Here is a 13,435-nt window from a genome sequence, read left to right as displayed (position 1 = left end):
GATGCCGAAGTCGAACTGGTCCGTCTACACCGGCGACGGCGAGCCGCACGACGGCATCACCGGCCTGCCCGCGCCGCCCCCGTGGCGGGCCTTCGACGGCGGCCCGGCGCTGCCGCCGCCCGCCGAGGACGACGACGAGGCGGCCGTCTCCCCGGACCGGGTGCACCGCGCCCGCACCTATGTGGCCACCCCGGAGAGCGTCCAGCTCGTCAACGCGGCCCTGTGTCTGCGCCGCCCGCTGCTGGTCACGGGCCCGCCCGGCACCGGCAAGTCGTCGCTGGCCTACGCGGTGGCGCGCGAGCTGCGCCTCGGCCCGGTGCTGCGCTGGAACATCACCAGCCGCAGCACCCTCGCCGACGGCCTCTACCAGTACGACCCGCTCTCCCGCCTCTACGCGGCCCGCCCCGGCGGCCCCCGCGCCCACGGCGGCATCGAGGACCATCTGCGCCTGGGCCCCCTGGGCACCGCCCTGCTCCCCTACGACCGGCCCCGCACCCTCCTGGTCGACGAGATGGACAAGAGCGACCTCGACCTGCCGAACGACCTGCTGAACGTCCTGGAGGAGGGCCAGTTCGAGATCCCCGAACTGGTCCGCGCGGCCCGCCACACGCCCGACGCCACGGCCGAGGTCCTCGCGGACGGCACGGACACCCCGGTGACCGTGCACCGCGGCCGGGTCCGCTGCCGCGCCTTCCCCTTCGTCGTCCTCACCAGCAACGGCGAACGCGAGTTCCCGCCGGCCTTCCTGCGCCGCTGCGTCCGCCTGAAGCTCCGCCGCCCCGGCCGCGAGCAGCTCACCGACATCGTCCGCGCCCATCTCGGCGCCCCGGACGACCGCATGCAGACCCTGATCAGGACCTTCCTGGACCGCGCGAACACCGGCGAACTCGCCACCGACCAGCTCCTCAACGCGATCTACCTCACGGGCGTGGCGGGCCTGGACGCGGACTCCCGGGACGCCCTCGCCGAACAGCTGATGCCGTACCTGAGCGCCACGGCGGACGGCGATGGCTTCTGAGGAAGCCGGGGGCCCGTTGGCACGGCTGACCCGGCTCCTCGGCACGGCATCACCGGGCGACGACGGCCCGACACCGCGCGAGTTGGCGGAACTGCTGTGGCTGGCACGGGAGTTGGAGGGCGGGGAGGATCACGAGGGCGCCGATCGAACCATCGCAGCCACTCCGGCGAGGGAGACAGCGCCAAAAGCAGAGAAGGCCGCACACCCGGAGCCACCAGACCCTCTGCCGGAGCCCCCCGCACACCCCCCAGGGACCGAAGACAACCGAGTGCCCCTACGGCTCCCACCCCCGCGATCCGCCCCGGCAAGCCGCCCCCTCCTCGCCCCCGCACCCCCGATGCTGCACCACCCGCTCGCCCTGCAACGGGCGTTACGCCCCCTGAAGCGACGGGTCCCGGCCCCCCGCCGCAAGATCCTCGACGAGGCGGCCACCGCCGACCGCATCGCGCGGCTCGGCGCACACCCGGACGTCTGGCTGCCGGTCCTGCGCCCCGCCCCGGACCGCTGGCTGCACCTGAACCTGGTGTACGACGCGGGCCCCACGATGCCGATCTGGCGCCCGCTGGTCCGTGAACTCCACGCGGTACTGGCCCAGTCGGGCGTCTTCCGCACGGTCACCCTGCACCGGGCGACCCCGGACGGCCGCGCCCACGGAGTGCCGGTGGCGGCGGACGGCCGTACGGTCACGCTCGTCGTCAGCGACGGCATGGGCCCGCAGTGGCGACCGGGCCCGGCGGGCGACCGCTGGTACCGCACGCTGCGCCGCTGGGCACACGGGATGCCACTGGCGGTCGTACAGCCACTGCCCGAACTCCTCTGGCACACAACGGCGTTGCCGGCCACCCCGGGCCTGCTGACGGCCCCGTCCCCGGCGGCCCCGACCTCCCTCCTCACCTTCACGCCCTACGCCCCGGACACCGCGCCGGGATCGCCGTCTTCCGGCGCCCTGCCGCTTCCCGTACTCGAACCCGGCCCGACCTGGCTCGCCAACTGGTCGTCCCTGGTGGCCGATCCGGGCGGTGGGCGGGTGCCGGGCGCGGTGGCATGGCTGGACGAAAGCCCGGTGCCGCCGTCGGAGTCCTCAGCCCCCGACATCGCGTCGCTCCCACCCCGTGACCTGGTCCTGCACTTCCGCTCCACCGCGTCCCCGGAAGCCTTCCGCCTGGCGGGCCATCTGTCGCTGGCGGTCCCTTCCCTCCCCGTCATGCGCCTGGTCCAACGCGTCCTGGACCACCAGCCGCGCCCGCAGCATCTGGCCGAGGTGATCCTCAGCGGCATGCTGACGACGGTTCCGGGACCGCCGGGTTCGTACGAGTTCCGGCCGGGAGTACGGGACCTGTTGCAGCGGACGCTGCCCCGTACGGCTCGTGGCCGGACCCGTGAATTCCTGGCCCGGGTGGGCGGGTTGATCGACGAACGGGCGGGTCTCGCCGCGGGTGAGTTCAGGGCGGAGGCCGGGGACGGGGGGTCGGCGTTCGCGACGGTGAGTGAGGAGACGGTGCGGCGGCTGGGGGGTGGGGGCGAGGAGGAGGGGGTGGTGTTCGGGGGGCGGTATCGGGTGGTCGGGGAGCGGGGGCCGCAGGAGTGGGAGGCGGTGGACATCAGGGACGGGCGGCGTGTGGTCGTCCACGAGTACGCGGAACAGTCGGCCTGGACGGAGATCTTCCTGGCGCAGGCGGAAGTCCTGAGCCGCCTGCGGCATGCGCACGTGGTGCCGGTCGTGGGATTCGGGGCCGAGGGCGCCCGGCCGTATCTCGTGACCGGGTTCGTGGACGGGGTGACGGTCGCCGAACTGGAGCGGGGCAGTGGACCGGGGGTGTCCACGATGGTGCTCGACCGGATACGGCAGGGTGTGCGATCCGGACTGACGGCGTTGCACGAGCACGACCTGGTGCGCGGTCAGGAGGGCTGGGACGGGGTGGTGCTGCGGCCGGACGGCGAGGCCGTGATCAGCCGGTTCGCACTCGGCCGGCAGTCGGTGCGGCACAACACCCAGACCGACTCGCGCGCCTTCCAGGTCCTGCTGGACGACCTGGCCGCGCGGCGCAGCCCGTACTCCGAGCCCCTGCGCGTCGGCATGCTCGGCCCCCTGCGCCTCAACCGCGGCCCGATCCGGTCCCGCGAGGCACAGGCGATGCTGTGCATGCTGCTCCTCGAACGGGGCCGTCGGATGAGCAACGCCGAACTGGCCGGTGGCATCTGGGACACCCCGCCTCCGGACGCCCCGCAAGCCCTGCGCGGTCTCGCCCGGGAGCTACGGACCCGCCTCGGCCCCGGCACCCTCGCCGAACTCCCGGACGGGTACGCCCTGCACCCGGCGAACGTCATCGTCGACGTCCTCGTCTGCGAGGAGGTCCAGGCCGCCGACCCCGACCACACCGAGGCCCAACGCGCCTTGAACCTCTGGTACGGCTCCCCACTTGCCGACATCCCCGGCCCCGCCGCGCGGGCCACTCGCGCGCGCATCAACGAACTCCGCCTCACCCTCGCGACCCACACCGCCGCCGCCACCATCTCGTTCGAGATCGTCGACGCCGAGGACCCCCACGCGCACGCCCTGCTCGGTCAGGCCGTGACCGACCTGCTGGCCCGCGGCGGCCTGGTGCCCTACGACTACGAGGTCCAGACCCTCGACACCGGCTATTTCGTCGTGACCGAGCCCCATGCCCAGGTCCTGCCCGTCCTGGTCGCCGTACTGCGCGGCCTGCCCGAGGAACTCGACGCCCTGCCCGACACCCCGCGGGTCAAGGTGACGTTCTGGCACACGAGGACCCCCGGACCACCGGACGCAGGGGACCTCATACCGCGTACGGACGCGAAGGTGACCCTCCTGGTTTCTCCACCCCTGCACGAGGAGTACGTCCGCAGCTCCGCCGCCGCGGACGCCGTCCGTTTCGAGCCGCTGCGGGCAGGCACGGAATCCGAACCGTTCGCGTGGTACCGCGCCCTGCGCCTGCCCTCGGCCGAGCCCGAGGGCGACCCCCGGGACCTGGTGCGCGGCCCGTTCACCACATGGGCCGCCGCCGAACTCACCCCGGACCCGACCCGTACCGCCCTCGTCTTCGCCCCCTCCGGCGGCCGGCTCACCCTCGCCCCGCCCGCCATCACCCGGGGCCGCCCCGTCAGGTACTACGAGGTCGACCTGACCATCCACCGGGCCACCCACCAGGTCACCCTCCCCAGCTCCGGCCGCCGTGGCTTCCCAGCCGAGATCGAGCTGTCCTGGCATGTCGTCGGTCCGATGGCCTTCATCCTCGGCGAGATCAGCAACGTCTCCGAGATCCTCCTCGACCACGTCATCAAGGAAGTCGGCCGCGTCACCCGCCGCCACCGCCTCGCCCCGAGCCAACAGGCCCTGTACGCCGGCCTGCGCGAGTGGCCCGTCCCCGGACTCTCCGTCAGCTGCTCGGTACGGCTGCTCCCGGCACCGGACCCCTCACCCGCCGCCCCGCAGACCACCCCACGGACCCGTCGCCCCCCGTCCGACGACCCCCTCGCCACCCACCTCCGCGCCACCGAAACCGTCCTGATCGGCCTGGACGGCCCCCTCACCCGCCTCTTCACGACGAAGTCCGCCCGCGCCGCCGCCCTGGAGCTGATCTCCCTGGCGGTCGAGAACCGCGACCCCGAGGAGGCGCTGCAAGGTCACCCCCTCGCCTCCGCCCCCCACACTCCCGCCCACCCCTTGGAGGTGCTACGCGCCTTCGCGACCAGCTCCGTCGGTCCGACGCTGCGCATGCGGCTCGACGACCTCGAACTGCGGGCCGTCCGCCACACCCACCCCACGCCGGACGCCCACGCCCTCATCCGCACCCTGACCGAGTCGGGCCGTCGGGTGGAGGTGGTGACGGACGTCTGCGAGCAGGCCGCCCAGCGGGTGATGTCCCATCACGGCCTGCCTCTGACCGGTGTGCACGGCCGCAGTGACGATCTCGGCCTGCTCATGCCGAACCCGGACTGTCTGCTCCGCGCGCTCGCCCGTACCGGCCGCCCGTCGGCCACCGGCCTGCTGATCAGTTCCTCCCCCGCGGAACTCGACGCCGCCTCCCGCCTCGGCCTGCGCGTCATCGCCTTCGCCGACATCCCCGCCACGGCCCGGCGCCTGAGGGAGACGGGACACGAGACGCCCCTCTCCTCCCTGGAGCCCCTCCTCGACGCGGCCCGCACTCTGTGACCCACTGTCAGAAGCCCTGGCCCCCGAAAGACTTATCTGACATTTACATAGGGCATAAGCCGCAAAACCCCCCATTCAGCCGCGCCCCACACAGCCCCCTCCAACAGGCGTCCCACCCCCGCCCCGCACACGATGCCAGTGAGGCCCGCCGCCCGGCGCGGCCCCCCGGTCTGTGCTCTCGGGAGGACCTGCCATGACCGCCAGTCTGGAGCAGCTGCGCCGCTGCCACTTCGCCGTCGACCTGGGCGCGGCGAGGACGCGGGTGTACGTGAAGGGCGCCGGGCTCGTCGTCGACCAGCCGTCCGTCGCCGCCGTCAACACCCGCACCGGCGCGCTGATCGCGGTCGGCGACTTCGCGGAGAAGATGACGGGCCGTACCCCCGACTACATCCGTGTCGTCCGGCCCGTCTCCGGCGGCACGGTCGTCGACATCGAGATGGCGCAGCGCATGCTGCGGCACCTGCTCGGCGACAAGGTCCGCCGCTCGCTGCGCCGCAAGCCGATCCTGCGCGCCGCCGCCTGCACCCCGCACGACGCTGACCCGCTCGCCCAGCGCGCCGCCATCGAGACCCTGGTCGGCCTCGGCGCCCGCCGCGTGGAGCTGGTAGACACCCTCATCGCCGCCGCGGTCGGTTGCGGACTGCCCGTGGAGCGGCCCGAGGCGACGATGGTGCTGGTCTGCGGCGCGGCGGCGACCCAGGTCGCCGTGCTGTCCCTCGGCTCGATCGTGAACGCCGTGCGCATCCCGGTCGGCGGCGAGGCCGTGGACCACGCGATCGTGCAGCACCTGCGCCACCAGCACGAGCTGATGCTGCCGAGCCAGTCCGTACGACCGCTCCAGCTCGCCCTGTCCGGCAACGGTCTCACCGCGTCCGGCCCCGCCTCCACCGAGATCCACGGCCGTGACGTCGCCACCGGCCTCGCCCGCTCCGTGCAGGTGGACACCGCCGCCGTCCGCGACGCGATCCAGACCCCGCTCACGGCCGTCCTCGACGGCATCGGCAAGGTGCTGCGGGACTGCCCGCCGGACCTGGTGGCCGACCTCGCCGACCGCGGCATCATGATGGTCGGCGGCAGCGCCCTGCTCCCCGGCTTCGACCAGATGCTGCGCCAGGCGACCGGCATGCCGGTGCACATCGCGGAGCGCCCCGAGGTGTGCGCGGTGGAGGGCCTGGGCGCGATGCTGGAGGGCCGCATCGAGCCGCTGGCGCTGGACCCGATCACCGACTGAGGCGCCCCGTTGACCGGCGAGGACCCGCTCCCGCCCCTCCTGGAGGCCGTCCTCAGCGTCGGCACCGACCTCGAACTGCGCACCACCCTCCAGCACATCGTGGACGCGGCCGCCGAGCTCACCGGCGCCCGGTACGCCGCACTCGGGACCGCCGACCCCGGCCAGGACGGGCTCATCGAGATCCGCACCCCGGGCGCGGTGCCGGCGACGGCCGCGGTGACCGTGCCGATCAGCGTGCAGGACGAGGAGTTCGGCACCCTGCATCTCGCGGGGAAGGAGACGTTCACCGCCGAGGACGAACAGCTCCTCCACGTCCTCGCCGCCCAGGCCGGCATCGCGATCGGCAACGCCCGGCTGTACGAGGCGGCGCGGCAGCGGGAACGCTGGATCGAGGGCGCGGCGGCCGTCACGACGGCGCTGCTCAGCGACGGGCCGGCGGCCGACGCCCTGACGACCGTCGCCGAACGCGCCCGCATCCTCGCCGACGCCTCCGCCGGGGTCATCCTCCAGCCCACCGAGGAGGGCGGGATGGAGATCGTGACGGCGTCGACGTACGACGACCCGGGTGACATCGTCGGCACCACGATCGCCCCCGGGAGCCCGGTGCTGGAACAACTCCTCGGTGGCGAACCGGTGTTCGTGGACGACTCGGCGACCGACCCCCGCATGACGACGCACGTCCGCCACCGCTTCGGGCCCAGCATGATGCTCCCCCTCCAGGCCGGCGGCCGGCTGATCGGCACCCTGGCCCTTCCCCGCCGCCGCGGCGACCGCCCGTACACCTCCGTCGAACGGCTGCTGGCCGTCCAGTTCGCCTCCCAGGCCGCCCTCGCCCTCGTGCTCGCGGACGCCCAGCACAGCCGCGAACTCCTCGCCGTCTTCGAGGACCGCGACCGCATCGCCCGCGACCTCCACGACCTCGTCGTCCAACGGCTGTTCGCCACCGGGATGATGCTGGAGTCCACCCAGCGCCGGCCCGGAGCGGAGGACGTCCAGGAGGCGCTGAGCAAGGCGGTCGACGAGTTGCAGTCGACCATCCAGGAGGTCCGCACGACGATCTTCGCCCTCCAACAGCCACCCGCGGATGCGCCAACCACGTTCCGCGGCAAGGTACTTCGGGAGACGGCGGGCGCGGCGGCCCTGCTGGGCTTCACCCCGTCGACCCAGTTCACGGGCCCCGTGGAGAGCCGCATCCCCGAACAGATCGCCGGCCAACTGCTCACCGCGCTACGCCGAGCACTGGCGACCGCGTCCCGCCGCGGCGGCGTCTCCCGCATCGAGGTGACGGTGGACGCGACGGCGACATTGCCCGACGGGCGGGAGGGCGTACGACTGACGGTGCACGACGACGGACAGGCGGGGGACGGAGGAACGGGTACTACGGTCACCTGGCAAGCGCCGCTGTGAACCCGGGCCCTCCCAACGCCCGCGCGATCCGCCCCGCCTCCCCCAAGTCGCCTCGGTCAGCGGCGTCCCTGGCCTTCTCCAGGTCCTTGTACGTCCCGCCCCCGAGCCGCTCCCACACCAGCTCGAGACTGCTGACGTCACCCGCCACCGCACCCGCGTCCCCGTCCCGCGCGTCGATCCCCAACTGCCGTGCCCACACCGCGAATCGCTCCCGGTCCACCTTCCGCATCCCCTCGTACCGCAGCCGCAGATCCGTCACGTCCTGCGCCACCCGCAACGCGGCCCCGGCCGGGTCGTCCCCCTCCAGCGCCTCCACGTCCCGCGTCAACTGCCGCTCCAGCAACGCCGGTACGTCGTCCACCGCCCGGTACGCCGACCACGCCGCCCGAACGCCCCGCACGTCCCCCGTCGTCACCGCACCGTCCTGAGCAGCCCGCGCCGCCGCCTCCAGTTCCCCCAACTTCCCAGGCTCCGCACCCGACTTCGCGTCCGTCGGCACCGCCAGCGACACCGCCTCCAGGTCTCCGTCGCCGCCCGTAGAGAACTCCCCGTACCCCGGCGCGTAGACCTTGTCCTCCGTCGAGCCGTCCATGTGCAGCTCGTGCACGGTGATCGCGCCCTCGACCTTCCCGTACGGCCCGTCCACGGTCTGGTCGACCGCCGTCACCCGGACCTCCTCGAAGACAACCCCGGGCAGGTTCTCGGTCCGGTAGACGTCCCCCTTCCGCGGCTGCCCGGGCATGATCATCGCGCCGGGCGCGCCGTCCTTGCCCGCCTGCCAGGTGCCCTCGGTGTCCCTCACCACCCCGTCGTCGTAGTTGGAGACGTCCTCGCCGAGGTACCAGACGGCACCGTCGTCGGCCTGCGCGAACCAGTCGACGGTGGCCTCCTCGATCCGGCCGTCGGCATACGCGACGTACTGGACGGCGAGCGCCGGGACGGTGTGGCCGGCCCAGGTGATGGGCTCGGGGTCGGGCAGCACCGTGACCTCCGTGCGGAAGGGCCTTCCGTCGACCTGGCCGCCGTAGATCGTCTGCCGGACCCTGCTGCTGGGGTGGAGGGGGTTGGTGACGGGGGTGGGGTGGGTGAAGACGGGCGTCGCGCGGTCCACGCGGGCGCTCTCGGGTGCGGTCGGCAGGCAGGCCGGGCTCGTGCGGCCGGTGCTCTCGTCGACGACGTGGACGCAGTCGTCGCGCTGCGCCGCGCCCTGGGTGCCCGTGCATGCACCGGCCAGCAGGACGACGGCTCCGAGGGTGAGCAGGTTCCGATACCTCATGACGACCTCCCAAGCCGACCCCCACAGCCTGCGCCGCCCCCGCTGAACAGCCCCTGAACACACCTGACGGACGATTCAGCTCCGCTACCGACAGACCGGTTCCGCTCCCGTCAGTCCCCCTCCCCCGACGGCAGCATCACCACGAACCGCGCCCCGCCCAGCCCCGCCCCTCCCGAGCCCGCACCTCCCGACCCCGCCGCGCCCCTCTCCACCGTCACCGTCCCCCAGTGCGCCCGCGCCACCTCGGCCACGATCGCGAGGCCCAGCCCCGAGCCGCCCCCGCCCTTGTCCCTGACCCGCGCCTCGTCCAGTCGTACGAACCGGTCGAAGACCCGCTGCCGGTCGGCGGCCGGAACACCCGGTCCGTCGTCCTCCACCGCCAGCCGCACCCACCCGTCCCCGCCGTCGCCCAGCGTGAAGGCCACCCGCCCGCGCGCATATCGCGCCGCGTTCTCCCCGAGGTTGCGCACCAGCCGGCGCAGCGCCTCCTCGTCGCCGGTCACCCGGGCCGCCCCGACGCCGGTGCTGTCGACGGCCGGCGCGGTGGCCGTCGCCCGTAGCCTGCGCACCTCCTCCAGCACCAGGTCGTCGAGGTCGACCGGACGTCGTACGCCGCCCGCCGCACGCTCGTCCGCGCGGGCGAGCAGCAGCAGGTCGTCGACGAGGCGCTGCATCCGTACGGCCTCCTCGCGCACCGTCCCCGCGAGCGCCCCCGTGTCGGCCCGGTCGGGGTGGGCGAGGGCGACCTCGGCGTGCTGGCGGAGGGTGGCGACGGGGGTGCGCAGTTCGTGGGAGGCGTCCGAGACGAAGCGGCGCTGGGCGGACTCGGCGCGTGCCACCCGCCCGAGCGCCCGGCCCACGGCGGTCCAGGTCGCCGCCGCGGCGAGCGCCAGCACCCCGGGCAGGCCGATGAGCAGGAAGCGGGTGACCGTCGCGGTGGCCTCCGCGACCCCCGCGGGTGTGCGGCCGTCCAGGACGACCAGTTCCCGGCCGCCGTACCGCGCGCCCACCGCGACCACCAGGAACGGGTCCTCGTCGAGCGGGGTGTCCACAGTCGCGGTACCGCCGGGGCGCAGGTCGGCGAAGGCGGGCCGGCCCCGGACGTTGGCGCTGGCCGCGACCACCGTCCCGTCGGCGGCCACGACCTGGAGGAACTCCTCACCGGGGTCCGCCACACGCGGTACGGGCACGCCGTGCCCGGCCTCGATCACCCGGGCCACCTCCCGGGCGCGGGCGCGGGCCGCGTCCCGTACGTCGTTGCTCAGCTCGGTCCGCAACCCGAGGACCAGCGCCGTACCGCCCACGACCATCGCCACCGCCACCGCGAGCACGGCGATGACGGTGGCCCGCACCCGCACCGCCCGCAACCGCCGGTCCCCCACCGCCGACAGCCCCCGGTCACCCACCATCGGCAACCGCCGGCCCCGTACCGCCCGCCGCCGCAGGCCCCGCACCCCCTCCCGTCCCCGCCGCTCACCCGTCATCCCGCACCAGCCGATACCCGTGCCCCCGCACCGTCCGCAGCGACTCCCTCCCGAACGGCCGGTCGACCTTGTTGCGCAGCCGCCGTACATACACCTCGACGATGTTCGGATCGCCCTCGAAGTCGTCGCCCCACACCTGGTCGAGGATGGTCCGCTTGGACACCGCCTCCCCGGCCCGTCGCAGCAGGAACTCCAGGACCGCCAGCTCCCGCGCGGTGACCTCGATGTCCCGCCCGGCCCGGGTCACGGTCCGGGTCGCGGGGTCGAGCCGCAGGTCGCCGGCGGCGAGCACGGCGGGCCGCTGTCGTGCCTCGCGGCGCAGCAGCGCGCGCAGCCGGGCGAGCAGTACGGCGTACGAGACGGGCTTGGTCAGATAGTCGTCGGCGCCGGTGTCGAGGCCCTCGATCTCGTCCCACTCGCCCTCCTTGGCGGTGAGCATGAGGATCGGCGTCCAGTCGCCCTCGCCGCGCAGGGCCCGGCAAACGCGGTAGCCGTTGAGCCTGGGCAGCATGATGTCGAGGACGATCGCGTCGTACGTGTTCTCGCGGGCCAGCCACAGGCCGTCCACCCCGTCGGGCGCGACGTCGACGGCGAAGCCCTCGGCCTCCAGTCCGTCCCTGAGCCCGGCGGCGTACCGTGCCTCGTCCTCGACGACCAGCACCCGCATGACCTCACGCTACGCGCGCTGGCCGGTCACCGCCCGAACCAGCACCGCACCGTCGTCCCCGCCCGGCCGGTGTGCATCCGGACCAGGTCGGCCACCAGGTTCACCAGCAGCAGCCCGCGCCCGCCACGCTGGTCCAGCGGAGCGGGGCGCCGCCCCGCGAGAGGGTCGGCGAGCAGCCCGGAGTCCCGCACCTCGCACACCACCGCGCCGCGCATCCCGTACAGCCCGTCCGACGTGCCATACCCGCCGCCCCCGTCCACCCCACCCTCCCCCCACACCCGCAGCACCCCACGCCCGCCCCCGTGCACCACGCTGTTGGTCGTCAGCTCGGCCGTGACCAGCATCAGATCCTGTACGCGGGCGGCGGTGAGGCCGAGGCGGGCGCCCTCGTCGGCGGCGCGGTGGCGGGTCTCGGAGAGCGAGTCGTAGTCGAAGGGGAAGATCGCGGCGGACGCCTCCGGCACCACGGGCAGCGGCTCGTTGTAGCGGGCGACCACCGAGTCCGGCGCGTACCTCCCGCTGTCCGCGGTCCATCCGCCGTGGATGACGGTGGGATGGGTGGCGTAGGCGTCGGCGAGCACCCTGTCGTCGAGGCGCCGGACGTCGTACGGGCACAGGATGGTCGCCGCACGGCCTTCGAAGGCGGCGTTGATGAGGGCCTCGTGCTGGACGCAGGCCGGGTACTCGACGGCGGTGCGGCCCGCCCAGATCGGTTCGCCGATGATCCGTACCCGGCGTCCGGGCGGCTGTGCGTCGGCGAAGGCCCGCAGCACGCCGGGGATGATCCGGCCGGGGTTGCGGCCGGCCTGCTCCATGTCGAGGAGGCGGACGGCGCCGGCCGCGGGGCCGAGGCCCTCCCTGATGAGGCGGAGGTTCCGGCCTGGCACCGCCACGGCGACCGGCTCACCCTCGGCGAGTCCCTCGCGGACGAAGCGGAGGGTGCCGTCGAGGTAGTCCTGGGTGTCGCGGTAGAACAGCGCGGGGTGGACGAAGGGGCTGGGGGTGCCGCCCGGTCCGTGTCCGTCGAGGCCTCCTGGCCCACTTCTGCCGCTCATGCCGCTCCCCGCTGGTCCTGGACGAAACCGCGCGTACCCGCCGCGAGGCCGATCAATCCCCGCCGAACGGGTGTAGCCCGCCGCGCGCAGGGCAGGCGCCTGTCAGCACCGCCGGGCCCCTCGCGGAGCGGTTTCCACACTCCTCGGGTACGGCAGGGCGCGGCGGTACGAGGACCGCGGCGGTGACGCCGGACCAGGCGTACGACGTCGTGACGACGGACGGGGACCGACGAGGCGGGGACATGATCTCAGCGGCGCACACAGCTCTCGCGGGGCGGTTCAACCCCCTGGTCATCAAGGGACGTACGCACGCGGGCCGCGCCGAACTGAGGCCGCGCGGCGAGCTCGTGCACGGCTGCGCCGACGTCCTGGACGAGACCCTGACGGCACTGCCTGCCGATGTGCGCCGGGTCGAGCTGGACATGGCCGACGTGGTGTTCATGGACACGGCGGGGTTGCAGTTCCTGGAACTCCTCGACCACTACGGCCGGCACCGGCACATCCCGGTGGCCGCCACGCACTGGAACGGCCAGCCGCGCCGCATCCTGGAGCTCGCCGGCCTCGACACCACCGACCCGCTGCACACGCCCCCGTCCGCCGAGCCGCCCCCCGCCGGCCCCGAGCCCGAGCCGGAGCCCGGTCCGCCGGCCTGCTCCGCGGTGGCGCTGGAGCGCGCGGAGCAGCTGTGCGTCCTGCGCGCGGAGGTCCGGCAGCTGCGGCACGCGATCGTCTCCCGGCCGGTGATCGACCAGGCCCGCGGCATCCTCATGGCCGCCCACGGCTGTACGTCCGACGAGGCCTGGCACATCCTGCGCGAGACCTCCCAGCTGTCCAACACCAAGCTGCGCACGGTCGCCGCGGCGCTCACCGCCGGCACGGGGACCGGCGGCCCGCCGCCGCCCGAGGCGGTGCGCACGGCCCTGCGCACGGCGGTCGGCCGCTGCCTGCGCTGAGCGGTCGGCGACCCGGTACGCCACAGGCGGTTCACAGCTACGCAGAGGGTTAACCCTCGACGGCTCCCGTACGGCCCTCGAATGACCGCTCCTCGCATGACATGCCTACGTCAATCCTGTCATTCTTCCGAACCGCACCCCGCACTGCTCAGCCCTGCACTGCTCAGTCC

General features: G+C 73.9%; 9 protein-coding genes. 5 read left to right on the top strand and 4 right to left on the bottom strand.

Going from position 1 to position 13,435, the window contains the following annotated elements; all coding sequences use genetic code 11:
* The first annotated feature begins 1 nt into the window (after position 1).
* The 4 genes from IQ210_RS03650 (at position 2) to IQ210_RS03635 (ending at position 7,830) form a co-directional block, all read left to right on the top strand.
* Positions 2 to 1,018 carry an AAA family ATPase gene (locus IQ210_RS03650; protein WP_194076814.1) on the top strand — a complete coding sequence of 339 codons (1,017 nt, stop codon included), beginning with the start codon at positions 2 to 4 and terminating at the stop codon, positions 1,016 to 1,018.
* On the top strand, positions 1,008 to 5,192 hold the full coding sequence (locus IQ210_RS03645) for an SAV_2336 N-terminal domain-related protein (RefSeq protein WP_265584683.1): 4,185 nt from the start codon (positions 1,008 to 1,010) through the stop codon (positions 5,190 to 5,192). Before IQ210_RS03650 ends, IQ210_RS03645 begins: the two co-directional genes overlap by 11 nt.
* 193 nt (positions 5,193 to 5,385) lie before the next feature.
* Positions 5,386 to 6,423, top strand: a complete 1,038-nt coding sequence (locus IQ210_RS03640) for a rod shape-determining protein (RefSeq protein WP_097263758.1) — start codon at positions 5,386 to 5,388, stop codon at positions 6,421 to 6,423.
* Between the two features lie 9 nt (positions 6,424 to 6,432).
* Positions 6,433 to 7,830, top strand: coding sequence for a sensor histidine kinase (locus IQ210_RS03635; protein ID WP_194076810.1), 1,398 nt, complete (start codon positions 6,433 to 6,435; stop codon positions 7,828 to 7,830).
* Here IQ210_RS03635 and IQ210_RS03630 read toward each other — a convergent pair.
* The 4 genes from IQ210_RS03630 to IQ210_RS03615 all read right to left on the bottom strand — a co-directional run bounded on the left by IQ210_RS03630 (position 7,808) and on the right by IQ210_RS03615 (position 12,312).
* Positions 7,808 to 9,106 carry a hypothetical protein gene (locus IQ210_RS03630; protein WP_194076807.1) on the bottom strand — a complete coding sequence of 433 codons (1,299 nt, stop codon included), beginning with the start codon at positions 9,104 to 9,106 and terminating at the stop codon, positions 7,808 to 7,810. The two genes, IQ210_RS03635 and IQ210_RS03630, sit on opposite strands and share 23 nt — an antisense overlap.
* Before the next feature lie 110 nt (positions 9,107 to 9,216).
* Positions 9,217 to 10,590 (bottom strand): sensor histidine kinase, encoded by a 1,374-nt coding sequence (locus IQ210_RS03625; RefSeq protein WP_228046732.1) that lies wholly within the window; start codon positions 10,588 to 10,590, stop codon positions 9,217 to 9,219.
* Positions 10,580 to 11,257: a response regulator transcription factor gene (locus tag IQ210_RS03620; protein ID WP_194076805.1), complete on the bottom strand. Its 678-nt coding sequence runs from the start codon at positions 11,255 to 11,257 to the stop codon at positions 10,580 to 10,582. Before IQ210_RS03620 ends, IQ210_RS03625 begins: the two co-directional genes overlap by 11 nt.
* Positions 11,258 to 11,283: 26 nt before the next feature.
* Complete coding sequence (locus IQ210_RS03615; protein ID WP_194076802.1) at positions 11,284 to 12,312, bottom strand: sensor histidine kinase; 1,029 nt, start codon at positions 12,310 to 12,312, stop codon at positions 11,284 to 11,286.
* A 242-nt stretch (positions 12,313 to 12,554) separates the two neighbouring features.
* On the opposite strand from IQ210_RS03615, the gene IQ210_RS03610 reads away from it, so the two are divergent.
* Entirely contained in the window at positions 12,555 to 13,265 is a 711-nt protein-coding gene (locus tag IQ210_RS03610) for an ANTAR domain-containing protein (RefSeq protein ID WP_194077107.1), read from the top strand.
* Positions 13,266 to 13,435 lie beyond the last annotated feature (170 nt).

Origin of the sequence: Streptomyces justiciae (assembly GCF_015163075.1) — a bacterium.
In the GTDB taxonomy this organism is placed as follows: domain Bacteria; phylum Actinomycetota; class Actinomycetes; order Streptomycetales; family Streptomycetaceae; genus Streptomyces; species Streptomyces justiciae.
The sequence above is the reverse complement of the archived record's forward strand: the minus strand, read 5'-3'. Positions and strand labels throughout refer to the sequence as shown.

Coding starts and splice junctions, on each gene's coding strand:
- IQ210_RS03640 (WP_097263758.1), top strand. CDS start 5,386: ATGACCGCCAGTCTGGAGCAGCTGCGCCGCTGCCACTTCGCCGTCGAC.
- IQ210_RS03645 (WP_265584683.1), top strand. CDS start 1,008: ATGGCTTCTGAGGAAGCCGGGGGCCCGTTGGCACGGCTGACCCGGCTC.
- IQ210_RS03615 (WP_194076802.1), bottom strand. CDS start 12,312: ATGAGCGGCAGAAGTGGGCCAGGAGGCCTCGACGGACACGGACCGGGC.
- IQ210_RS03620 (WP_194076805.1), bottom strand. CDS start 11,257: ATGCGGGTGCTGGTCGTCGAGGACGAGGCACGGTACGCCGCCGGGCTC.
- IQ210_RS03610 (WP_194077107.1), top strand. CDS start 12,555: ATGATCTCAGCGGCGCACACAGCTCTCGCGGGGCGGTTCAACCCCCTG.
- IQ210_RS03625 (WP_228046732.1), bottom strand. CDS start 10,590: ATGACGGGTGAGCGGCGGGGACGGGAGGGGGTGCGGGGCCTGCGGCGG.
- IQ210_RS03650 (WP_194076814.1), top strand. CDS start 2: ATGCCGAAGTCGAACTGGTCCGTCTACACCGGCGACGGCGAGCCGCAC.
- IQ210_RS03630 (WP_194076807.1), bottom strand. CDS start 9,106: ATGAGGTATCGGAACCTGCTCACCCTCGGAGCCGTCGTCCTGCTGGCC.